The organism is Niabella sp. CPT15-335-S11, from assembly GCF_058792415.1.
Genome location: NZ_JBYTEI010000003.1, coordinates 309,457 through 332,472 on the forward strand (window position 1 = coordinate 309,457; position 23,016 = coordinate 332,472).

Annotated in this window: 23 protein-coding genes and 1 tRNA gene; 9 read left to right on the forward strand and 15 right to left on the reverse strand. The window is 46.3% G+C overall.

Going from position 1 to position 23,016, the window contains the following annotated elements:
- Positions 1 to 46 precede the first annotated feature (46 nt).
- Together proC and purL are read right to left on the reverse strand one after the other, a co-directional pair.
- Entirely contained in the window at positions 47 to 835 is a 789-nt protein-coding gene (gene proC / locus AC3WS5_RS12325) for a pyrroline-5-carboxylate reductase (protein WP_492467686.1), read from the reverse strand.
- 158 nt (positions 836 to 993) lie between these two features.
- Positions 994 to 3,225, reverse strand: a complete 2,232-nt coding sequence (gene purL / locus AC3WS5_RS12330) for a phosphoribosylformylglycinamidine synthase subunit PurL (protein ID WP_492467687.1) — start codon at positions 3,223 to 3,225, stop codon at positions 994 to 996.
- A gap of 427 nt (positions 3,226 to 3,652) precedes the next feature.
- On the opposite strand from purL, the gene AC3WS5_RS12335 reads away from it, so the two are divergent.
- Together AC3WS5_RS12335 and AC3WS5_RS12340 are read left to right on the forward strand one after the other, a co-directional pair.
- Positions 3,653 to 5,842, forward strand: a complete 2,190-nt coding sequence (locus AC3WS5_RS12335) for a glutamine synthetase III family protein (RefSeq protein WP_492467688.1) — start codon at positions 3,653 to 3,655, stop codon at positions 5,840 to 5,842.
- A gap of 130 nt (positions 5,843 to 5,972) precedes the next feature.
- Positions 5,973 to 6,269 (forward strand): DciA family protein, encoded by a 297-nt coding sequence (locus tag AC3WS5_RS12340; RefSeq protein ID WP_492467689.1) that lies wholly within the window; start codon positions 5,973 to 5,975, stop codon positions 6,267 to 6,269.
- A gap of 26 nt (positions 6,270 to 6,295) precedes the next feature.
- Here the strand turns inward: AC3WS5_RS12340 and AC3WS5_RS12345 are convergent, their stop codons facing one another.
- The 3 genes from AC3WS5_RS12345 to AC3WS5_RS12355 all read right to left on the reverse strand — a co-directional run bounded on the left by AC3WS5_RS12345 (position 6,296) and on the right by AC3WS5_RS12355 (position 9,290).
- Positions 6,296 to 7,351, reverse strand: coding sequence for an ABC transporter permease (locus AC3WS5_RS12345; RefSeq protein WP_492467690.1), 1,056 nt, complete (start codon positions 7,349 to 7,351; stop codon positions 6,296 to 6,298).
- A 9-nt stretch (positions 7,352 to 7,360) separates the two neighbouring features.
- The gene (locus AC3WS5_RS12350; RefSeq protein ID WP_492467691.1) at positions 7,361 to 8,548 is read right to left on the reverse strand and encodes a BT_3928 family protein; all 1,188 of its coding nucleotides are present in this window, start codon (positions 8,546 to 8,548) and stop codon (positions 7,361 to 7,363) included.
- A gap of 175 nt (positions 8,549 to 8,723) precedes the next feature.
- Positions 8,724 to 9,290, reverse strand: coding sequence for a DUF1599 domain-containing protein (locus AC3WS5_RS12355; protein ID WP_492467692.1), 567 nt, complete (start codon positions 9,288 to 9,290; stop codon positions 8,724 to 8,726).
- Between the two features lie 64 nt (positions 9,291 to 9,354).
- Here AC3WS5_RS12355 and folP point away from each other — a divergent pair, with 64 nt between their 5' ends.
- The gene (gene folP / locus AC3WS5_RS12360) at positions 9,355 to 10,206 is read left to right on the forward strand and encodes a dihydropteroate synthase (RefSeq protein ID WP_492467693.1); all 852 of its coding nucleotides are present in this window, start codon (positions 9,355 to 9,357) and stop codon (positions 10,204 to 10,206) included.
- A 135-nt stretch (positions 10,207 to 10,341) separates the two neighbouring features.
- Here folP and trxA read toward each other — a convergent pair whose 3' ends face one another.
- The 4 genes from trxA to AC3WS5_RS12380 form a co-directional block, all read right to left on the reverse strand.
- Positions 10,342 to 10,641: a thioredoxin gene (gene trxA, locus AC3WS5_RS12365; RefSeq protein ID WP_492467694.1), complete on the reverse strand. Its 300-nt coding sequence runs from the start codon at positions 10,639 to 10,641 to the stop codon at positions 10,342 to 10,344.
- Positions 10,642 to 10,745: 104 nt separating this feature from the next.
- The gene (locus tag AC3WS5_RS12370) at positions 10,746 to 10,961 is read right to left on the reverse strand and encodes a YgaP family membrane protein (RefSeq protein WP_492467695.1); all 216 of its coding nucleotides are present in this window, start codon (positions 10,959 to 10,961) and stop codon (positions 10,746 to 10,748) included.
- Positions 10,962 to 11,177: 216 nt separating this feature from the next.
- The gene (locus AC3WS5_RS12375; protein ID WP_492467696.1) at positions 11,178 to 12,203 is read right to left on the reverse strand and encodes an FKBP-type peptidyl-prolyl cis-trans isomerase; all 1,026 of its coding nucleotides are present in this window, start codon (positions 12,201 to 12,203) and stop codon (positions 11,178 to 11,180) included.
- A 16-nt stretch (positions 12,204 to 12,219) separates the two neighbouring features.
- The gene (locus AC3WS5_RS12380) at positions 12,220 to 13,227 is read right to left on the reverse strand and encodes a DHH family phosphoesterase (RefSeq protein ID WP_492467697.1); all 1,008 of its coding nucleotides are present in this window, start codon (positions 13,225 to 13,227) and stop codon (positions 12,220 to 12,222) included.
- An 83-nt stretch (positions 13,228 to 13,310) separates the two neighbouring features.
- On the opposite strand from AC3WS5_RS12380, the gene AC3WS5_RS12385 reads away from it, so the two are divergent.
- A complete protein-coding gene (locus AC3WS5_RS12385) occupies positions 13,311 to 13,727 on the forward strand; it encodes a nucleoside-diphosphate kinase (RefSeq protein ID WP_492467698.1) in 417 nt (138 codons plus the stop codon).
- Positions 13,728 to 13,765: 38 nt separating this feature from the next.
- Here AC3WS5_RS12385 and AC3WS5_RS12390 read toward each other — a convergent pair.
- From AC3WS5_RS12390 to AC3WS5_RS12410, 5 genes are all read right to left on the reverse strand, one after another.
- Positions 13,766 to 13,839: transfer RNA gene (locus AC3WS5_RS12390), tRNA-Ala, on the reverse strand.
- Between the two features lie 81 nt (positions 13,840 to 13,920).
- Positions 13,921 to 14,535: a hypothetical protein gene (locus tag AC3WS5_RS12395; RefSeq protein ID WP_492467699.1), complete on the reverse strand. Its 615-nt coding sequence runs from the start codon at positions 14,533 to 14,535 to the stop codon at positions 13,921 to 13,923.
- Positions 14,528 to 14,869 carry a phage holin family protein gene (locus AC3WS5_RS12400; protein WP_492467700.1) on the reverse strand — a complete coding sequence of 114 codons (342 nt, stop codon included), beginning with the start codon at positions 14,867 to 14,869 and terminating at the stop codon, positions 14,528 to 14,530. Before AC3WS5_RS12400 ends, AC3WS5_RS12395 begins: the two co-directional genes overlap by 8 nt.
- A 135-nt stretch (positions 14,870 to 15,004) precedes the next feature.
- Positions 15,005 to 15,301 carry a YtxH domain-containing protein gene (locus AC3WS5_RS12405; RefSeq protein ID WP_492467701.1) on the reverse strand — a complete coding sequence of 99 codons (297 nt, stop codon included), beginning with the start codon at positions 15,299 to 15,301 and terminating at the stop codon, positions 15,005 to 15,007.
- Positions 15,302 to 15,426: 125 nt separating this feature from the next.
- Complete coding sequence (locus AC3WS5_RS12410; protein ID WP_492467702.1) at positions 15,427 to 16,755, reverse strand: citrate (Si)-synthase; 1,329 nt, start codon at positions 16,753 to 16,755, stop codon at positions 15,427 to 15,429.
- Positions 16,756 to 16,929: 174 nt separating this feature from the next.
- Between AC3WS5_RS12410 and AC3WS5_RS12415 the strand changes: the two genes are divergently transcribed.
- From AC3WS5_RS12415 to AC3WS5_RS12435, 5 genes are all read left to right on the forward strand, one after another.
- Positions 16,930 to 18,471 carry a sodium:solute symporter gene (locus AC3WS5_RS12415; protein WP_492467703.1) on the forward strand — a complete coding sequence of 514 codons (1,542 nt, stop codon included), beginning with the start codon at positions 16,930 to 16,932 and terminating at the stop codon, positions 18,469 to 18,471.
- Positions 18,472 to 18,502: 31 nt separating this feature from the next.
- Positions 18,503 to 19,141 (forward strand): O-methyltransferase, encoded by a 639-nt coding sequence (locus AC3WS5_RS12420; protein ID WP_492467704.1) that lies wholly within the window; start codon positions 18,503 to 18,505, stop codon positions 19,139 to 19,141.
- A gap of 11 nt (positions 19,142 to 19,152) precedes the next feature.
- Positions 19,153 to 20,133, forward strand: coding sequence for a glucosaminidase domain-containing protein (locus AC3WS5_RS12425; RefSeq protein ID WP_492467705.1), 981 nt, complete (start codon positions 19,153 to 19,155; stop codon positions 20,131 to 20,133).
- Between the two features lie 74 nt (positions 20,134 to 20,207).
- Positions 20,208 to 20,744, forward strand: a complete 537-nt coding sequence (hpt, locus tag AC3WS5_RS12430; protein WP_492467706.1) for a hypoxanthine phosphoribosyltransferase — start codon at positions 20,208 to 20,210, stop codon at positions 20,742 to 20,744.
- A gap of 57 nt (positions 20,745 to 20,801) precedes the next feature.
- Entirely contained in the window at positions 20,802 to 21,239 is a 438-nt protein-coding gene (locus AC3WS5_RS12435; RefSeq protein ID WP_492467707.1) for a cytochrome d ubiquinol oxidase subunit II, read from the forward strand.
- A gap of 92 nt (positions 21,240 to 21,331) precedes the next feature.
- Here the strand turns inward: AC3WS5_RS12435 and AC3WS5_RS12440 are convergent, their stop codons facing one another.
- Positions 21,332 to 22,936 (reverse strand): M56 family metallopeptidase, encoded by a 1,605-nt coding sequence (locus AC3WS5_RS12440; protein WP_492467708.1) that lies wholly within the window; start codon positions 22,934 to 22,936, stop codon positions 21,332 to 21,334.
- Between the last annotated feature and the right edge of the window lie 80 nt (positions 22,937 to 23,016).

Here is a 23,016-nt window from a genome sequence, read left to right on the forward strand (position 1 = left end):
GCATGCAGGCATCAACCTGTCTAAACCTCTATAAAAGATCTGATGATCAATCTTCCAGTATTTTCTTATAACTGGTAATGACTCCCCGGATCAGTGAGGAGCTGAATCCCTGGTGTTCCATTTCATTTAAACCTACAATTGTGCACCCTTTCGGCGTGGTAACCTTGTCGATCTCCTGCTCGGGGTGACTGCCATTTCGCAGCAGCAGATCTGCCGCTCCTTTTACTGTTTGCGCGGCAATCAGGCTGGCTGTTTTCGCATCGAAACCAATTTCTATACCGCCCTGGATATTCGCCCGGATATACCGCATCGCATAAGCAGTGCCGCAAGCGCCCAGAACGGTCGCCGCATCCATCAGGCTCTCATCGATCATAGCTACCTTTCCGAGGTTGTTAAACATATCTGTAATATACTGAACCTGCTCCGGGGTGGCCAAATCATGACTGATGCAAGTCATGCTTTGCTGAATCGCTATCGCCGTATTGGGCATAACCCTGAAAAGGGGAATAGATACCTTCACCAGCTTCCGGATATCAGCGATGCTAACCCCCGTCAGGACTGAAGCCAGAATATGCGTTTCGTTCAAATCATTACCGAGCCCTTCCAACACGCCCTCTACCTGGTATGGTTTTACCGCCAGGATCACGAGCTGACTTTTCCTCACAGCCTCTCCGTTGTTTGCTATCACGGCAACACCCCGCTCAACCAAGTGTTTCAGCGTATCGGGGTTGCGTTTAGTTATGATCATATCTTCCGGCCTGCAAAACCCGCTTTTCAAAAGTCCTTCGGCGATAGCCGAACCCAGGTTGCCTCCGCCGATGATCGCGATATTCATGTCTTAATTTTTATATTTTCAATGGTCACATGTGATTTACCATAGAAAATTTTCATCGCTTTTTGTATGAATCTGCTCGAAAATTTTTATGGACATTTCATGTGTTAATCTTTATATTTATTTGATGGTATTCTTTCTTATCCGTTTCAGCTCCCGGCTTAAAGTCCACCCATTGCTTCCGAAGCCAGCTCTTCCTCCAAGAGCCTTTCAATTGAAGTGTCGTAAGAAGTTTTCCAATCAGTAATATTACCCCAGTCATCCCCGTCCACACTGATTTCACCGCTGGTAACCATCCCAATCAGGTCGAAAGGCAGACTGCCCAGTTCTTTTTCAAAGGCAGCTTTTTTGTTGGATTTAACAGTTACCGCCACCCTGCTCTGCCCTTCGCCGAAAAGAAATGCATCTCTGCGAACGGAATTGTTTTGACTTAAATTAAAACCCAGTTCACGCGGAAATCCTTTTTCACACAGTGTTACAAACAACCCGCCTTCGCTCAGATCGTGGGCAGAAAGAATCATTTTTTTGGCGATAAGCGTGCTGATTTGTTGCTGCAGCTTGCGTTCTTCTTCTAATTCAAACTCGGGTACGGGAGAATATTCCACCTGGTGAATTGCCGTAAGATAGGCAGAGGAATTCAGATCGTCAGTTTGCCGGCCCAGGAGATAAATCAAGTCACCCTCGTTTTTGAAATCCAGGGTCATTTTAGCGTCCAGATCCTCCAGGAGACCCACCATACCGATCGTTGGTGTCGGATAAATAGGGCCATCAGGATTCTGGTTATAGAAACTTACATTCCCGCCGGTAACCGGTGTATCAAATTTCCGGCAGGCCTCACCCATCCCTTTTACAGCCTGTACAAACTGCCAGTAAACTTCCGGATCATAAGGATTGCCAAAATTCAGGCAATTCGTTACGCCAAGAGGTTGTCCGCCGCTACAAACAATATTTCTGGCAGCTTCGCTCACCGCGATCATGGCTCCTTTATAAGGATCGGCAAAGACGTAGCGGCTGTTGCAATCTGTGGTGACAGCCAGGCCCATTGCGGTCCCTTTTATGCTGACTAGCGCAGCGTCAGAAGGGGCGTTGGTGCTGGCGTTCACGGTTCCCACCATGCTGTCATACTGATTGTATATCCACCGCTTGGAAGCAATGGACGGAAGATTGATTAGCGTTTCTGCCACTTCCCTTAAGTTCTCAAGCACCGGTACTGAAGCCGGATCAAATGCACGGATTTTTTTCAAGTATTCGGGCTCACGGTATTCACGTTCGTACTGTGGAGCACCTCCACCAAGCACCAGATCATTCGCAGGTAAAGAAGCATCCAGAACGCCGTTCATATAAAAATTCAGTATGCCATCATCTGTCACTTCCCCTATCACCGCGCAAGGCAGATCCCATTTGCTAAAGATGGCGGTCACTTCATCTTCCCTACCCTTTTCCGCAACCAGTAACATTCTTTCCTGGCTTTCACTCAGCAGAAGCTCCCAGGTTTTCATATTTTCCTGGCGCGTCGGAACTTTATCCAGGTCAATACGCATTCCTACGCCGCCTTTGGCACTCATTTCAGCGGTGGAGCATATAATTCCGGCGGCACCCATATCCTGCATACCCACCACAGCACCGGTTTTTATTACTTCCAGACAGGCTTCCAGCAACTTTTTTTCCTGGAATGGGTCTCCAACCTGAACAGCAGGCAGATCCTGGACGCTTTCTGATGTGATTTCCGCTGAGGCAAAAGACGCACCGCCGATACCGTCTTTTCCCGTTGCGCTTCCTACAAACATGACTGGATTTCCATTTCCGCTCGCAGTTGCCGACATAGTTTCACCAACTTTCACAATGCCCACGCTCATCGCATTTACGAGCGGATTGGTATGATAGCAGGGATCAAAATAGATTTCACCCCCAACTGTCGGCACGCCAAAACAGTTGCCATAATGTCCAATTCCATGAACTACTCCAGCAAGCAGATGCTGGGTCCTCGGCTCGTCGAGCTTCCCAAACCTCAAAGAATTCAGGGCAGCAATAGGTCTCGCACCCATAGTAAATATATCCCTGTGGATTCCACCTACACCCGTAGCAGCCCCCTGAAAAGGCTCGAGTGCGGAAGGGTGGTTATGGGATTCAATTTTGAATACGACGCCCAGTCCATGGCCGATATCCATCAAGCCGGCATTTTCCTCACCTGCGGCCACCAGCATACGACCTCCGTCGCGCGGCAGAGTTTTCAGCCATCGGATAGAATTCTTGTAACTGCAGTGCTCACTCCACATGCCAGAAAAGGCGCATAACTCGTTGAAGTTGGGCGTGCGCCCCAATTTCTGTTTAATCAGTTCAAACTCTTCCCCGGTCAACCTTAATTGCTCTGCTGTTTTTACTGTTATTTCCATTTCAGGATTTTTTATGTTTTTGCTTTCGATGCCTTTCAGTCAGACCGCAACCCTCTCAGCGCAGACTATGACCATATAAAGGCTTTTGTTTGGGTCCCGGCCGAATGCCCCGGAACCGAATTGAATCCGGCAAATCTACTAACTAGTTTGTTTATAAAGAAAAAGCAATTCACCAGCTAAATCCAGGGATGTGTTTTGCCCGATACCGCTCGATCCTGTTCCCACTGCCGGCACCTGCGCAGCCTAGCGGAATCCCCCGGGAAAAACGAAATTAGTTATATCAGAATTACAATAATATGTATATTTTAATATAAATACGGCACGAAACGAGGTAGTCGGTTAAAATATTTCATATTTTCTGTAATTTTTTCCAAATTTTGATATTTGTTGCGAATTTTCCACATACATTTGCAAAAAATTTAAGTAAATGTCATTACGTTTTTCCGCTTTATCCAATCTTCAGACTTCTATTGAAGACCTGAGCAAGCCCACGCCTAAAACGACCAGTTATTTTAAGTCACACGTTTTCGACCTGAAAACGGCCCGGGCATACGTGAGCGACGAGGCCTACAAAAGCCTGGTGGCGTCCATTGAATCCGGGCAGAAAATTGAACGGAATGTGGCCAATCAAATCGCCAACGGCATGCGTGCCTGGGCTGAACAAAAGGGGGTGACCCATTTTACGCACTGGTTCCAGCCATTAAGCGGCGCAACCGCTGAAAAACATGACTCTTTTTTCACGCTGAAAAGTGATGGTACCCCCGTTGAAGAGTTTGCAGGTGATTCCCTGATTCAACAGGAGCCCGATGCATCTTCCTTTCCCCACGGCGGACTAAGAGCCACCTTTGAGGCCAGGGGTTACACGGCCTGGGATCCTTCTTCCCCTCCTTTTATCGTGGAGATGAACCACGGCAGAACACTTTGCATTCCCACTATTTTCATATCCTATACGGGAGAATCCCTGGACTATAAAGCGCCGCTTCTAAAATCCATCGAAGCGCTCGACAAAGCAGCTGTCGAAGTGTGCCGCTATTTCGACCGGAGCGTAGAAAAGGTAACACCCACGCTTGGCTGGGAACAGGAATACTTTGTTGTAGACGAAGGTCTTTTCCTTTCCCGTCCCGATCTGATCATGTGCGGGAGAACTTTGTATGGACACAACTCGGCAAAAAATCAACAGCTGGAAGATCATTATTTTGCTGCCATCCCGGAAAGGGTTTACGCCTATATGCGCGAGTTTGAAAATGAATGTTATAAACTGGGTATTCCCCTGAGGACGCGCCACAATGAAGTAGCTCCAAGCCAGTTTGAATGCGCACCTATTTATGAAGAAGCTAATATAGCGGTGGATCACAACACCCTGCTGATGGACGTCATGACCCGCACCGCGCTGAAACATAATCTAAGAGTCTTGTTGCACGAAAAACCCTTCGCCGGCGTGAACGGAAGCGGCAAACACAACAACTGGAGTCTGGCAACAGATACCGGGATCAATCTATTGTCTCCAGGCAGAACGCCTAAGACGAACCTGATGTTCCTGACCTTTTTTGTGAATACGATCAAGGCTGTTCACGATTACCCCGAAATTCTGCGGGCCTCCGTTGCATCGGCGCCAAATGATCACAGGCTGGGAGCCAACGAAGCACCTCCTGCCATCATTTCAGTATTCATCGGAGAATACCTGACCAAAGTATTAAATGAAATTAAAGAGCGGGTGTACAAGGGGATGGACGAGCAGGACGAAAGCATGCTGAAGCTGGACATCCACAAAAATATTCCTGAGGTGCTGATGGACAACACCGACCGGAACCGTACCTCTCCTTTTGCTTTCACAGGGAATAAATTTGAATTCCGCGCAGTAGGATCTTCTGCCAACTGCGGCAATCCCATGACGGTTTTAAATACCATTATGGCACAGACCCTGAAAGAATTTAAAAGGGAAGTGGATGAACTCATTGAAAAAGGCGAAAAGAAGGAAATTGCCATTATGCATGTGATCCGCGAGTACATCGTAAGCAGTGAAAAGGTATTGTTTGAAGGCGACGGATACAGCCAGGCATGGGAAGATGAAGCAGCGAAAAGAAAACTGCCAAATGTAAAAGTTACTCCCTATGCGCTGGATGCAATGATCGAAAAGAAAAATGTAGACCTGTTTTTGAACAATGGCATTTTCTCGAATTCTGAACTGTATGCACGCCACGAAGTAGAACTGGAAAAATATGTGAAGAAAGTTCAGATTGAAAGCAGGCTGATGGGGGAAATGGCTTCGAGTATGATCCTCCCTCCTTCCATCCGCTACCAGAACCTCCTGGCGAAGAATATTGCGAGCTTGCAGGCGGCAGGGATACCAGAGGAAGGTTACGCCAGTCAAAAACAAATCCTGAACAAAATTTCCGAGCACATCAATACGACCAGTACCCTGGTTAAACAAATGATCGAAGCGCGGAAAGTTTGCAATAAACTCGAAGACATCAGGGAAAAAGCTATCGCCTACGAAGAAAAGGTAAAATCAGCCTTTTTCGACAGGATCCGTTACCACGTGGATAAACTGGAACTGCTGGTTGATGACAATGAGTGGTACCTGCCAAAATACCGCGAATTATTATTCCTGAGATAGGAACGGGTTTTACGGTTCGCTGCAAAGCAGAAACCCCCAAAGAAACCAGGTTGCCCTTGTGCAACCTTTTTTTATACCCTGACTTTCGCAATGCCCATTGCCCGGCGGCGATTGGGAAATCTGATTACCTTTGTCTAAAAACAGAATGGCTGAATACTCATTGCGCGATGCCCTGCAGGATTTCCTGAACAAAAGCAGGATCAGGAATGATATCCGATCCCTGCAGATCGAGGAGATATGGGAGGAACTGATGGGAAAGACGATTGCCCGCTATACTGATAAGTTAATGATCATCGGTGACAAGCTGATCATTACAACCCAGGTGGCACCTCTGAAAAATGAGCTGATCTATCAACGGGAGAAAATCGCGCAGCGAATCAATGAAGCTTTTGGCGGAAAAATTATCCGGGAAGTGATCATTAAATAAACGGAAACACTAATAAGTAAACCCATCTATTTGTTGCGGATCCTTACCCTGGGATCAATCCACCCGTACAACATATCAGCAACGATATTCATCAACACAAAAAAAGTGGCCGATATCAGCACAGAGCCCATCACAACCGGATAGTCCAGTTTCTCCAGGGCATCTACCGTTACCTTTCCGATCCCCTGCCACCCAAATATGTATTCAACAAAAAAAGCTCCGGCGAGCAGTTCTGCAAACCAGCCGGTAATAGCTGTGATGACAGGATTCAGCGCATTCTTGAGGGCGTGTTTCCAAATAACCAGGTTTCTCGTCAGGCCTTTCGCATAGGCGGTCCTGACAAAGTCCTGATCCAATACGTCCAGCATTGCGCTTCGGGTCAACTGAGTGATGATGGCCAGCGGCCTGATCCCAAGCGTGATTGCCGGCAGAATAAGATTGCGCAGACTTAGGCTTTTTGCCCCTGTTACCTCATCAATTTCGAACCAGTTGCCACTGATGTGAAGACCGGTATATGGCGATAATACAAATCCAAAAATATAGGCAATAATGATCCCCATGAAAAAAGAAGGCGCGGAAATTCCGGCGATACTCGAAAAGACTGCAGTGGTATCCACCCAGGTATTCTGCCTTACCGCCGCCAGAACTCCCAGGGGAATCCCGATAACGACAGCTAGTATCATCGCCGTCAACGCAAGCAATATGGTCCCTGGCAAAGCTTCGAATAACACATCGCTCACTTCCCTCCTGCTTTGATAGCTTCGCCGCAAATAAGGAACTTTAATGCCCAGTTTCTTTTCACTCCCTATAAAAATACCTTTCAGTTGTTTTTTATTGATGTCTTCCCGGCTATGAATACTAAGCGGCGAAACGTCATTCATATACATCAGAAACTGCTTCCAGCGCGGCTGATCCAGGTAAAGTTCCCTTCGGATATTCTCCTGAGTTTTTGCATCGCCTGTCTGGCCCAGTACAAGTCGGCTTGGATCGCCGAATCCCTGAAACAAAAGGAACACCAGTACTACAACCCCCGCCAGTACCAGCACACCGTAGAATATCTTTCTGGTTATATAGCCGAGCAAAGTAAAAAATTAGATGATGATCGTATCCCCCGATGCCGATCTGGGAGGTGCCGGGGGAGTTTCTTTTTTCTTTTCCTGTTCAGGAAACAACTCCCTGCCGGCCTTACCAAAACTCTTGTACCCCCACTTCCCGGCAATGGCCGTTTTACGAAGCAAATATAGCTCGGGGCGTACTCTCGCCGCAGTTCTGATCATCGTCCTGTCTGCTTCCAATACAGTCATATCTCTGAAACCCGTTGAAGAGAAAGCTTTTCTTACTGCGCCTCCTGTTGCGGTAACGGCATAAACAGGAATACCCTGCTGAACAGCCTTCCGATAAATATTTTCAAAGGATTGCTGCCAGGGTTTCACGGAGACTGTTGCATCTTCTATAAATAGCAGAAGCACTTCGTTTTTGCTGAGAATTTCATGAGTACTATCACCGCCTGACGCGCCTTTGAGAATAAATCCCTTGATGGCCGGTTCATTGTTCCAGCCCTTCCTGATCATTTTATCATACCTTCTGACAAACTCGTAGGTTTCCTCGTTGAAGTCCGCCGGAAACTGATCGGCCTGAAACTCAATTTCCTTCCCATTCTTTTTATAAACAAATGTAATTGCCGTGCTATCCGGAATTGCATTGTTAGGGACCGTCATCAGTTGGGGTAAAATCCCTCCTCTTTTAAACGGCAGGCAGTCCACTACCGGCAGATAACGCAGGGTGTACCATTGCAATCCAAAACTAAAAACGGTTACACACAATAACAGAAACAGTACAACACCCTTAGAAAATATGGGTCTGATATATTTCTGGTTGAAAACAATAATCAGTATACCGGCCAACAAAATTAAATCCTTCACGAAAGAACCTCCTGATGTCAGCGGAATACAATCGCCAAAACAACCGCAGTTCTTAACCTTACCCGAGAAAAAAGCATAGCCGGTGAGCAGCGTGAAGAACACGATCAGGATCAATAACAGGCTACTGTTCCATTTTACTTTCCATCCAAGCAACAGCGCAGCACCGGCGATGATCTCCAAGGCTATCACCGCTACCGATAGACTCAGGCTCGCAGTATTTAAAAAGGACATCCCCCACAGATCAAAAAATTCCTGCATTTTATAACTGAGGCCTACGGGATCATTGGCCTTAACCAATCCTGATATAATAAACAGGACCCCAACTAAAACCCTTACTATATTCACAAATATTTTCATGTGTATTTTTTAATGTTTTCGATGGTCACCTGCCTACCGGCAGGCAGGCATGGAATTTACCATAGAAAATTTTATAAGCATTGTTTGTTATTGATTTTGGCGCTTATGAGCGCTTCGCGGTTCATCGCAGTCGGCATGAATTTGCTCGAAAATTTTTATGGACATTTCATAACATCTATTTTGTGTCGGGTTTGGCCTGGCCTGCCATTTCACCCTGACGGATTAACGCAAAAACAGCGTAATTAATAATATCGTAATAATTTGCATCAATTCCCTCGCTCACCAGCGTCCTCCCCTCATTATTCAGAATCTGGCGGATACGCTGCAGCTTCATCAGAATCAGATCCACGAAACTCTCCTGGCTCATAGACCTCCAGGCTTCACCGTAGTCATGGTTCTTGTCCTGCATCAGCGACCTGGCTATGTTGATTTCGTGACTATATAATTTTTCTGTCTCCTCAGCGGGCAGGTTTTCCGGCCCATCGGGTGGTAAAGACAGTTGGATCAATCCTATTACGGCATAATTCACAATTCCCTTGAATTCTCCCTGTTGGTCATCTTCCACACGTTGTAGTTTTTTATCCTGGAGGGTCCGGATCCTTTGAGCTTTGATATAGATCTGATCAACGATCGAAATAGTTCTCAACACGCGCCAGGCCGTGCCGTAGTCCTGATTTTTTTTAAAGAAGATCGTCTTACAGGAAGAAATCACCTCATCAAACTGTTGTTCTGTTTTGCTCATGCTTTTTACTTAACACTATTCGCCTAATTCTTATCTTAGCCTCAAATATAATAAACTAATCCTGATGTTAAATCTCAATTGCAGGGGAAGGCTCATTACTTTTGAAAGGCCGCTGGTCATGGGCATCCTGAATGTTACCGGAGACTCATTTTATGCAGGCAGCCGGTATTCGACAGAGGCCGATGTTCTCGCAGGGGCCGAACGGATGCTGGCTCAGGGCGCGGATATGCTTGATATCGGAGGGCAGAGTACAAGACCGGGAGCCAGACAACTGGAACCTGTGGAGGAGCTCGAGAAAGTAGTAGCGGCTGTCAGAGCTGTGCGAAAAAATTTTCCCGAGATAATTATTTCAGTCGATACATTTCTGTCGGTTGTCGCGCGCGCGGCTGTCGAAGCGGGAGCTGATTTGGTCAACGACATCAGCGCCGGGACCCTTGATCCCTCACTGCTGGACACAGTGGCCGATTTAAAGGTTCCCTATGTACTAATGCACATGAAAGGTAGTCCCCGGGACATGCAACAGAATCCGGTATATGCTAATGTAACTATGGAAGTGCTGGATTTTCTGATCCGGAAACTGGCAGAATGCAAAAGCAGGGGGATCCATGATGTGATCATTGATCCGGGAATTGGTTTTGGCAAGACGCAGGAAAACAATTTTACCCTGCTGCACGATCTGGAACTATTCAAGATGCTGGACTGCCCGTTATTGCTGGGTGTCAGCCGGAAATCTGTCATTTACCATACGCTTGAAACCGATCCTTCCGAAGCGTTGAACGGCACTACAGTCTTAAATACGATCGGCTTGATGAATGGAGCTTCTATCCTGAGAGTTCATGATGTAAAGCAAGCCGTAGAAGCGGTTAAACTGTTTGTCGCGTACCGTGGAACGCTCACGGAGTATTCCGCCGTCTGATATCAAATTTCAGGGGAGCTAAAGAACAGGAGGTGAAGCAGTTCAATTGCATAATCCTTGCCTGGCTTACATGCAATGTCGTGACCCTTCCCGTTAGATACGTATGATTAATTTAGCTAACGTAATATATCAGGCTCAAACATGTTGCATGATCACCTGTTCAAGTTGGCGGGCAGGTACAACACCACTTTGGCGCCAAAGAATCCGGCCATTTTTAAACAGGATCAGCGTGGGTACTGCCTGTATACTGTAAGCCTGGCTTGCCTGTGGGCTCCGATCCACATCAACTTTAATAATGGAGGCCTTGTCCCCAATTTTGGATTTCAGTTCTTCCAGGATGGGTTTCAACATTTTACAGGGGCCGCACCATTCGGCCGAAAAATCGACCAGCACAGGCTTGTCCTGATTAATGATTTTGGAAAAAGAGTCTGCCATAATATCTTAATCAATACAAATTTTGATGACACGATCCACTGGGCGGACATTGAATTATGCTTGCCCGTCCTATCTATTCATCCACTAATCAATTCCCTCGCAAACTATGCCGCGGTAGTTTTCTTTTTGTTCGTATGCATACCGAACAGGGCATACAGCGGGCAAAAATTAATCAAAGCGGTAAGCAGGAGAACAACTGCCAATACCAACACGACGATACCCCAGACTCCTGTCAGCATTCCTTTCCAGTACAGGTAGCCAAGAACCAGAGCCAAAATAACCCTGAAAATACGATCAAAAGAACTCATGTTTTTTTTCATGTGCTTATTTTTATGTTTTTAATGGTCACATGGAATACGCCAAATAATCTGTCGTGATTTAAAGCAAGTTTCTGCCTGTGGCTATTTCATGACAATGATTTATTGCATAAAGTTACTCAATATCACCGTTGCCGTTCGTGACTAAAGTTACGTCTTTCAATAAAAAAACCGCCTCAAAATAAGGCGGTTTTTCAAATTTTTCGTACTGATTACGTATCAATGACCGGCTGGAGCCTGGACGGGATGTTCCGGCACAGGTTCTTTGTCGCCGACACTTGTAATTTCCACATCGAAATAGAGGGGTTCAAAAGCTTTGAACGGTGAGCCCGGAGGCGGATTCTTGCCGTAAGCCAGGAATCCGGGAATATAAATAGTTCCTTTCCCGCCCTGTTTGAACTGGGAGATGCCATTTTCAAAGCCACGAATGAGCTGTCCTTTGCCCATTTGAATAGTGAACGTGTTAGGACCCTCAAAGGTGCTGTCGGTGTGCACTTTCTTTCCGGTATATTTAACGGTCACAAATTTTCCGTCTGCTGCAGCAGCGCCGGATCCGGGATTATCGATTTTCACAAAAACGCCCATCGGGGTTTTAACTGCGTTTACTTTGTTTTTTGTGAGGTACTGCTGTACTTCATCAATCTGCTTGTTCTTTTCGCCCGACTTTTCCAGTTCCGCTTCCTCGGCCTTTTGCTGGGCTTCCATATCCTTTCTCATTTTCTCCATCTGCGCTTCCTGTTCTTTCTTCTGGCGTGGAGCATCTCTCTCCATTTCTTTGGCGTAATCAGCCTGTGCAAGACTGTCATTTTTGAACACTTCCATCACTTTAAAAGTATAAGTGATCTTGTCGCCTTTCTTGATGAACGGAGGTAACATCGCTTCCTGTGCGATTCCTTTTTTGATAGCAGAGTCGATAAAGATAATAGCAATCAGGCTGTCGCCTTTTTTCAAATGTTTGAAAACCTCATCAGGTCCGTATACTTCCGGTCCCGGTGCTGGCGTACTGATTTTCGCGAATACGGGCATTTTCCCATAAGTCGTCTGCAGCAAGGTATCTTTATGACCAGTGAGCCGCTGGGTCATTTCCATTTTTAAAACATCCCCTTCTTTGGATGAATCTTTGCTACCGCCATCAATGATCTTGTATTTTAATCCACTCGCCGTGGTCTTGTAGTTAGCGTTTTCGCAGCTAACAAAGGCAAGCACGGATAAAACCACTGCGCTGATCAAGCTGATTTTTTTCATGTTTTTTATTTGATTATTACTGTAAAAATATTGCGTTCTCCTTTAAAGCGCTCTTAAATTTCTCTACGGTCTGATGAAGAGAGTCTTTAGAGCCCCCGCCTGCAGCATTGAAATGCCCGCCACCGTTAAAATATTTTCGCGCGAAAGCATTGCAGTCAAAATTCCCTTTACTCCGGAAACTCCATTTTCTTTCCTCATCCCGGTCGATCACCATACCCACCAGTTTTATACCCTGCACTGCCTGCGGATAGTTGACAAGCCCTTCGGTATCACCGGTCCTGATCTCAAACTTGATCAGATCTGACTTTGGAATCACGATCAGGGCGGTGTTGTATTCGTAGAAAAATTCGAGGCGACGCGTCAGAACATGTCCGATGAACCGAAGCCGGTTCTCCATAAAATTGTCGAACAGGTTGCTGTGAATGAGGGAATGGTCGAGTCCGGTTTCCATCAGCCGGGCCACCATTTCATGCACGGAAGGACTTGTTGAAGGGAAGCGGAATGACCCGGTATCAGAAACCACACCAGAATACAGGCAACTAGCTACCTGGATATCTATCTTATCTGCGTTGCCAGATTCCACGATGAAATCATAGACCATTTCACAGGTGGAGCTTTTGGCAGTGTTGCTAATACCAAAATCAAAAGAAGCCTCGTCAGGTTCCTGGTGGTGATCGATCAGGACTTTGGTACAGTTCATTTCACTGAGTCTGGGCGCCAGATTTTTGGTCCGGTGAAAAATATTAAAATCGAGGCAAAAAAGGTATTTCGCCTGCGCGAGTATTTTGTCAGCTTGTTCCCGGTCCCGGTCATAATTCAGCACTTCCTTGCAACCGGGCATCCAGTTCAGCCAGCTTGCCCAGTTGGTGGGGGAAATCACTGTCACCTCATGCCCGAATTTCTTCAGGTAATGATACAAGGCCAGGCTCGAACCCATCGCATCCGCATCAGGTTTCTGATGCATAGTGATCACCACGGTCGATGGATTTTCAATCTGGTCGAATATTTCGTCTATTGGCCTCATGGAGCGCGCAAAAATAGGTAAATATCCCGACTATCTTCTAATTTGGTTTTGCTACCTTTGCCGACCAAATCAAAAAATAAAATATGAGTAACCGCACGTTTACAATGATCAAACCTGATGCTATGGAGAAGGGTTATGCCGGCGAAATTCTGGACCGTTTCGTAAAAGAAGGGTTCAGGCTGGTTGCCCTGAAGCTAACCGCCTTGAGCCCCGCCAAAGCAGGAGAATTTTATGCAATACATAAAGATAAACCATTTTATCAGGACCTGATTACCTACATGAGCCGGGGACCCATTATTGCTGCTATACTGGAAAAAGAAAATGCGGTTTCTTCCTTTCGCGACCTGATTGGCGCTACGAACCCCGTGAATGCTGCCCCCCGAACCATCCGTAAATTGTTCGCGGTATCTATTGAGGAAAACGCTGTTCACGGCAGTGACAGCGATGAGAATGCAGCTATCGAAGGTAGTTTCTTTTTCAGCGGACTGGAGAAAGTCTGAAGAGACACCAACTATTAGACGCTCTCAAAAAATTGATGTGGAGGATACCGGATTCGAACCGGTGGCCTTCACGCTGCCAGCGTGACGCTCTAGCCAACTGAGCCAATCCCCCAAACAGGGCCGCAAACTTACAGGATAAATACTGATCGAACAAAAGAATTTGAGGCAATTAACCCGGGGAAAACATGAGAAATCAACTCCGGATCCTGTCCGCCAACTTATGCAAACGCGCCGGTAAGCCGTGCTTTGACCGCCTCCTGGTTGAAGCCTGCATATGACGGTTCTTTTCATCCGGAATCTCAGATCTCCGCGCGCTGTCCTTGTTGTCTGCAGACCCCTGGAGTTGTTCGCCTCTTGCTACTTTGATCTGTTTTGCTTTTATCGGTACATCTGTCACCTGCGGATTCAACACATCTCCCATATCTGCTTCTCTGACCGAACTCGCCGCACTATGCAGGGATTTAATAATCAACTGGTTTACACGCGGCGCCACAACAAAACCTGAAATTTTTTTCACCACCCAGGGAACAATTATTCTGGGTACCCATCCCGCCCTTTTCAGAACAAAATTTTCCAGCGCAAAGCCAGCCGCGTTAGCGACTGCCTGCTTTACAACCGGACTGGCCTCCCCTCCATTGAATAATTTCCTGGCCTTGTCCGACAATACCTTAAAGGGATTCATTTCATCCCGGATCAAATCCAGATCAGCGCTGATCTGTCGCCGGCTGACCCTGATTTGTTCGCTAATCCTCTCTTTTTCAGCAAGTAAATCGCTGACTGTCCTAATCCCCGGCGTATTATTAGTCATAAAGATTTTTAATAAATAAGTTTCTGATCATTGGTTTAAGCACACGCCCCTTGAGAATCAGAATAAGGAACAGGATCAATAATAAAAAACCTGCAATGATAAAGAACCCCCATACGGGGCTACCTAATAACCGGCCCAAAAGAAATCCTGCGCCAATGCCGGCAAATAAGAAAGCGAAAAATAATAAGGCTGCAACCAGACTGCTTATAACCAGCGTGGAAGCCAGCTTGCTGCCCTTTTCAACAGCTTTTAACATCGTGAGATTATAGTAGTTTCTGGCAATTTCATCCATGTTATCCATCAGGTTCTCTACTTTGTCTTTAATTTCAAACATATTGTTCTTTTTGAGTTTACAAACAAAATAAGGGTTGCCTTAGCACCCTGTCCTGTCAGCCGGAAAACGATTTCCGCCAGGCAGGGATTACGCCGGGCACCGGGGCAACCTTTGCTGTATAAACTTTTCGGGGGGCTAACTCAGCTTATTGGCATACTCGTCAGAATTATGTTTCTGCGTCATAGCCTGTGTTTTAGTCTTCACCTTTTCGATACCGTGCCTGGCCTTTTCCATGGCCTTATGTGACAGATCGGAAAGGTTCTCCCTACCGGATGCCATCAGGCTACCCAATGAGTCTGCCCAGTCGTTGGCCGTATTTTTCATTTTTTTCCGGGTCTTTTTTCCCTCATCCGTATAAAAAAGCAAGCCAATAGCCACACCAGCGAGCGCCGCGCCGATAATACCCAGCAGAATCTTGTCTTTGTTCTTCATAACTTAAACTTTTAAAGGTCATTGTTAATCTATTCTTCCTCAATATACAACAAAAAACCGTACCAAAAAAACCTCTAAATGCTCTTATTCAGGGTATCTGAGCTATCTCATATACGTAAAATCAGTTAGTCGCCCAGGTTCTCAACCTCTTTATTCAACCACCGTTTTACAGCCGCAGTAGTCACTGACTTGGGTCTTTCCAACGGCATATTCAGCACCCTGTCCCAGCATAAGCTGGACAACACACCAAGAGCACGGCTCATTGCAAACAGTACCGTGTAATACTCATACTCAACCATTCCAAAATGCACCAGCAGAGCGCCACTATGAGCATCCACATTGGGCCAGGGGTTCTTTACCTTGCCGAGCGATTCCAAAATCGGCGGGACGGTTTCATAAATCTTCCACACGGTATTTACCAGCGGATCGTCCGGCATATATTTCTTTCCAAAGTCCATCTGAACGGTGAACCTCGGGTCGGTTTTGCGAAGTACAGCATGCCCATAACCAGGAACTACTTTGCCTTCTGCCAGTGTTTTTTTCACGTATTCGGCAATTTGCTCACTGCTGGGGCTTTGGGTTTTCAGGGATTCCTGCATGTCATAGATCCACTTGATCACTTCCTGATTGGCAAGACCATGCAGGGGACCGGCCAGGCCGTTCATACCGGCTGCATAACTCAGATAAGGATCGCTGAGTGCGGAACCCACAAGGTGGGTGGTATGTGCCGAGACATTCCCGCCCTCATGATCGGCATGGATCACCATATACAACCTCATCAGCTCCTTAAAATCATCGTTGTCATAACCCAGCATGTGCGCAAAGTTGCCCGCCCAATCGAGCAGGCCATCAGGCAGCAAAGCCTTGCCGCGCTTGTATTTCCGCCTGTACACATAAGCCGCGATATGAGGTATCCTGGCGATCAGATCCAGGGTATCTTCAAAGGTCGCTTCCCAATAATCTTTTTTCGACAGGGTCCCCTGCGCGTAACCTTTGGCAAAATGACTTTCGTTCTGCAGTGCCATTACCCCCACTACGAACATCGTCATGGGGTGTGTATCCTTGGGCAAAGCACCCATGGTCTCGAAAACATAAGTGGGCACATGGCTCCTGCGCTGGAGGACGGAACTAAGATGCTCCACTTCATCTTCGGTTGGCATTTCACCCACGAGCATCAGGTAGAACAATCCCTCAGGAAGTGGTTCAGTGCTCCCTCTCATCTTCGGGAGTTTTTCCCTGAGTTCTGGGATGCGGCGCTGCCGAAAACGAATCCCCTCTTTGGCGTCCAGTAAGGAGGTCTCCGTAACCAGAGCTGTCATTCCGCGCATCCCCTGGTATATCTGGGACAGTTTTGTTTGTTCGATAACCGTGTCACCATGCTCCCTGAGGATTTCTTTTATTTCAGCGCCGAGTTTATCTGCCTGCTCCTTAAATCTTCTTTTTAATAGCTCCATAAATTATTCTGCCGGAATTTTTGAATGTAAAAATATCTTGTTCGGAAAATAAAGATAATTAAAGCTTAGTGGCTCAGCAAATTATCAAACCAAAATATTTAAAACAAGGAAATCATTTTTCCCTATCTTCAAAAATTATTTTGATTCGAAGGAGTTCTAAAACAATGTGCAATTATGTCTGCGAGTTTTCTTTTTTCAGTGGTGATCCTGTATTTCATTCTTTTGCTTGCGGTAGCCTGGAAGACCAGCAAAAACAGCAATAACGAATCCTTTTTTATTGGCAACCGCCGGAGCAACTGGATGCTCGTGGCATTTGGGATGATTGGCACATCGCTTAGCGGCGTGACCTTCGTAAGCGTGCCGGGTGCAGTCGGTATTAATTCGTTTGCGTATATGCAGATCGTATTCGGCTATTTCATCGGCTACCTGCTGATCGCATTTGTTTTGCTTCCCCTCTACTACCGGCTTAAACTGACATCCATTTACAGTTACCTGAAAACCCGGATGGGCATGATGTCTTACAAAACCGGCGCCTGGTTCTTTATCATCTCGAGGTTGTTGGGCGCGACCGCCAGACTTTACCTGGTCGTTGTTATTTTACAGACCACCATCCTGGACAGCTTCGGCATCCCGTTCTGGGTTTCCACCCTGATCATCCTGATCATGATCATACTTTACACCTTTGAAGGTGGGGTTAAAACTATTGTCTGGACGGACACTCTGCAAACTACCGGAATGCTCGTGGGGCTTATTGCGGGCATCGTTTTTATATTACACCAAATGAATATAAGCATTCCTGACAGCCTCAATATGTTGCGCAGCCAGGGATTATCAAAAGTATTTCATACGGATGTAAACTCAACGCTGTTCTGGCCAAAACAGATTCTGGCGGGTATGTTCATCACGCTTTCGATGACGGGACTCGACCAGGAAATGATGCAGAAGAGTATCTCAGTTACGAACCTGCGGGATTCAAAAAAGAATATGGTATCCCTCGCGTTCATCATGCTCGTGGTTATCGGCATGTTCCTGTATATGGGCGGTTTGCTCTACCTCTACGGCCAGACGGTAGGCGGCCAGTTTACCGAAGTCATCAGGGATGGCAAACCTGTGAAGCAATTTTTGCTGGACAATAAAGATGTACTTGGAGATGGCATTTTCCCCCAACTGGCCATCCACCATATGCCAAACGCCTTGTCTATTGTTTTCATCATCGCCCTGATCTCCGCGCTGTTTCCCAGTGCCGACGGCGCCATGACTGCACTGACTTCCTCTTTCTGTATTGATATCGCCGGCATCAACCGTCGCGAATCCATGTCAGAAAAAGAAAAAAAGAGGTTCCGCCAGCGGGTGCACCTCGTTTTTGCGCTTCTGTTCCTGATTTTTGTACTCATTTTTTATTGGATTGGCAGCCGGAGCATTATTGATGTCATCCTTCGAATAGCAGGCTATACCTATGGCCCTCTGCTGGGATTATTCGCGTTTGGAATCTTTGTCAAACGACGGCCGGTGGATAAACAGGTTCCCATCGTGTGTTTTGCGGCTCCCATCATTTCGTTTATTATTGATGAAGGAGTAAACAAACAACAATGGCTGGGAAACTACAAAATCGGACTTGAGCTGATCATTGTAAATGCACTCCTGACTTTTATAGGGCTCTATTTCATTTCAAAACGGGTTAGCGTAGATAAGCTGGAACAGGGAACCGTTCATTAATTAAAATTCCTTACGGCAAAAAATCACGCCTATGGAACTCATAAATCCTATCGTAAATGCTTTCGCCGAGGAATTTTCGACCCCGGAGAATGATCTACTGGCCGAGGTGGCAAAGTTTACACAAATACAATATCCTGAGTCTCATATGCTGAGCGGACAGGTGCAGGGTCAGCTTCTGAAGAACATCAGCTGGATGCTCAGACCGAGGAGGATCCTGGAAATCGGGACCTTTACCGGGTACAGCGCTCTTTGCCTGGCCGATGGTCTGGCTGAAGATGGCTTGCTGTTCACCATTGAGAACCGGAAAGAAACAGCCGCATTCGCACACAATTTTTTCCGAAAATCTGCGTTATTCCCAAAAATAAAGCTGCTGATTGGAGAGGCAACAGAGATTCTGCCAACCCTGGATGAGACCTGGGACCTGATATTTCTGGATGCTGACAAACCAGGGTATATTGACTATTTTGAAGAAATTTTTCCTCATATTCGAAAAAATGGTATTATCTTAGCGGATAATATACTTTTTCACGGGAAGGCGCTGGAGACGGAGCCTAAAGGAAAAAGTGCTAAAGGAATAAAAGAATTTAATCAACATATCCGGCAAAGGGCCGGTATCGACAAAGTGGTTCTGACAATACGAGACGGGCTTTATTTGTTGCGAAAACTGTAATTGTTCAAAAGATGATCCTTAGACTCAACGCAATCTTCCTGTGCTTACTTGCCGTTATTATGGCTACTGCCCAAAAGGCGGATGTCATCAGTGACTACATCCGCAATTACCGCGGACTTGCCATCCAGGAAATGAAAAGAACCGGTGTTCCGGCTGCCATCAAACTGGCTCAGGGTATCCACGAAACGATGGCCGGCCAAAGCGAGCTCGTCCGGAAATCCAATAATCATTTCGGCATCAAATGCAAATCGGGATATACGGGCCCTTATGTGCTCCATGACGATGATGCTAAGAATGAAAAGTTCATGAAGTACGAAAACTCCGAACAATCTTATATTGACCACTCCGATTTTCTAAAAGGCCGTGAACGTTATGCCGCATTGTTTACACTGGATCCCACCGATTACAAAGGCTGGGCTTACGGACTTAAAAATGCGGGCTATGCAACCAATCCCAGGTACCCGCAACTGATCATTGGCCTGATCGAAAAATATGACCTCGAACAATATACCCTGATGGCTTTGGGCAGGGCAGACATGCCGGCAGATGTGAAAGAATTCCTGGCCAAAGGTTCAAATAAAGAGAATAATGAGGCCATTGCAAAAGTTGAGACCGTAAAATATCCCGAAGGCGAATTCAGGATCAATGATACCCGCGTGGTCTTCGTGAGGAAAGGAACTGTTTTTGTCGATCTGGCGCGGCAATTCAATATGCCCGATCGGTGGATATACAGCTTTAATGATTTCCGGGAGCCCGCAACCATCGCCATGAACGATCAATTGGTGTACTTGCAGTTAAAGCGGATGTTTGGCAAAGAATCATATCGCGTGGTCAAAGAAGGTGAAAATTTATATGATATTGCGCAGACTGAAGGAATCAGGCTCGAGGCTCTGCTGAAGTACAATAAACTAACTAAAAACGCTTCCCCCATAGCGGGATCTAAATTATATTTGCAGGACCCCGCAACCAGGAGCCACATGGCAGCAAACTAATACTGATCGGCATCCGGGTACTGCGTTTAGGTGCAGAACCGAATTTCTCAAAAAGACGTGTAATAAAACCCGCTATGTCTGAAGTCCGAGTCCACGATAAACAATTCACTATCTTTCTGACTGAAAACCAGATTCAACAAAGAATTAAAGAAATCGCAGACGCCATTAACCGCGACTACCAGGGTAAGAAAGTGTATTTCGTTTCCATCCTGAACGGATCCTTTATGTTTGCCGCAGATCTTTTTAAGCTCCTGTCCATCGAATGCGAAATAAGTTTTATTAAACTGGTATCCTATAAAGGTCTCAGGTCAACGGGAGATGTGGCCACCACGATCGGACTGGATGAGGACCTCCACCAAAAGGACGTGATCATCGTAGAGGATATTATCGACACCGGCAAGACCCTGCATTTTTTCCTGCCTAAACTGATGCATCAGCAACCGCGCTCGCTTAAAGTTGCGGCCTTACTGCACAAAGCCGAAATGACCCGTTATGAAATTCCAATGGACTATATTGGTTTTGTAATCCCGGACAAATTTGTAGTAGGTTACGGACTTGATTATGACGGTCAGGGCAGAAACCTGCGTAATATTTATCAATTGGCAGAGTAGTTAATAGCTGCAACATATAGGAAGAGCTTTCATTTCACTCATCTGAAACCACCAACTTTGAAACGGCGATATCCCATTTTGATCCTTACGCTGGCAGGCCTTTCCCTGGTTTCCGGAATATTGTGTTCTGGTATTTCGATGGTAGGCCGACTGGGTGTTAACCTTTTTTACAAAGAGTATCGCTTCTTTAAGATCTGGTGGCAGGGCGCCCTGGTCTGTTTTGGATTGATGCTGCTGGTACTGGCTGTTTTGTATTTCCTGGACAAGAGGTTGAAACCTGTTGCGGGAAAATTAGTGATGTGGTCGTTTTTCCTTGTATGCCTTGCCGGTTTGTATTTTACTTACCGGGATTTCCGCACAGACCTGTCCCATCGACTGCTGGGTGAAAAGTTTCACCTGGGTATTTATTTGTATTGGATAGGCTTCAGCATCATCAGCCTGTTTTTTGCACTGACGAAAAAAGCGAAACCCGCAAATAATATCTCCAATCAGTGATTATTCAAGAATCCCGTCGCGAAAAAATGATGTGATCCGTCGAACTAATTTCAAGTGACCGGTGCGCGTATCCACTAACTTAAAGCAGGTCTTCATTTCTTTTCTTCTGGAGAAGGCTCCAACCGAAGCAGAAGATTTTTTGTTTTGATTTCAACTACGCCATCCACTCCTTGCTCACCGTAAGCACTGGCGCCTGAAGCGCCTTTAAGAACAGTCACACTTTCAATCGATTCGGGCCTCAGGCTATTGATCTTTTCCCTGGAAACTATAGAACCATCCAGCACAAAAAGCGGTGTAACGGCGTTCCTTAGGCTGAGTCCGGAGCCCGCCGTATCCCTCGCGATCCTTATGCCTGAAACCACCCCAGAAGTCCGGGGTAGAGTCTGAGTGCCTCCCTTCGTGTTGGGTTCGGCATCTCCAAGCGATCGGATCATCAGGACCGGCGATGAAGAATTTGCACTGTCTCTGACAATATTCACTTTTTGGCGACTTTTTAAGTTGACCCCAGGCTTCAGGGTAATCTTAATAATACCATGCTTTGCCTTCGGGCCAAACTCATTTTTGCTTTTCTCATCTTTTAACACATCAATCGAATAAATATCATCGGGATTTATATCCCTGATCGTTATACCCTGAGGCAATTCAGACCCGTTGACCAGTATCAGGGGTTCTCCTTGCTGGTGAGCAAACTTCAGTCTTGCGGGAGATCCCGGTGGCTTACCGGAAGCAGCCTGCTGCAGATCCTGCAAACCCTCAGGCGCTACAACCGGCTTAACGGTATCTGCTACAAAAAGTGCTACAGGGATCTGACCTCCCGGCACTTTAGCCTGTGAATCTTTTCTGAATGACAGCAAAATAACGGCAAGAACGGGGAGAATAAATAAGAATTTGACCAAATGTATCCTGGCACTCTTCAACGAGTTCAACATGATGATCCGCCGCCTGAGGGATGAAAAATTGAAAGGTGCGGCAAAGGCAAAATCGTTGTTCCCCGTCGCTTTCAACAACAAATACTGGTAAGTCTTGGAATCGCAGCCCTGCCGAACAACCTCCTGGTCCGCGATAAATTCCAGGTTCTGTTTCACGGACCTCCTCAGTAACCAGGCAAAGGGATTGAACCAGTTGATGATACACAAAAGCTCACACCAGACAATATCAATACTATGCTTCTGACGCACATGCACAAACTCATGCCGGATGATTTCTTCGAGACCGGTATCACTTTGCTGATCTTTATTCAAAAAAATTGAATTGCCAAAAGAAAACGGACTCATTGAATCGCCGGTCTGATATATCCTGGCAATACCTTGTGAAATCAGGGTGGCCCGTTTTCTCATCTGGTGGTATGCTAGCACTTTCGCAAAAAAGCGGATCAGCAAAACGGAAGCTCCCGCTGCAAATACAACGAACCACCAATCCCAACCGGAATGGAGACCTGTAGATCTGGTTCCCATGGACCGGGTATTGACCTCAAGCGCCGGTATCAAAACGACCAGTGAATGGTGGTCCCATTGTTTTTTTTGTAACCCGGGCAGAATATTGATCAGGGGAATGAAAAAGCTGAGTAAAGAATACCCGAGTAAATACCAGCGATTCCACCGGTAGAAGGTAAGCCTGGCCAGGAAAATCCTGTAAAACAGAAATATGATGGTCAGACAGATGTTGAGTTTCAGCAGGTACTCAATAAAAGGCGTCATCGTTACAAAATATAGGTGTAAATGATAAATGTTTTATGGGCTCGGATAGACGCCGGGAAATTCACCAGCGTCACTACCGG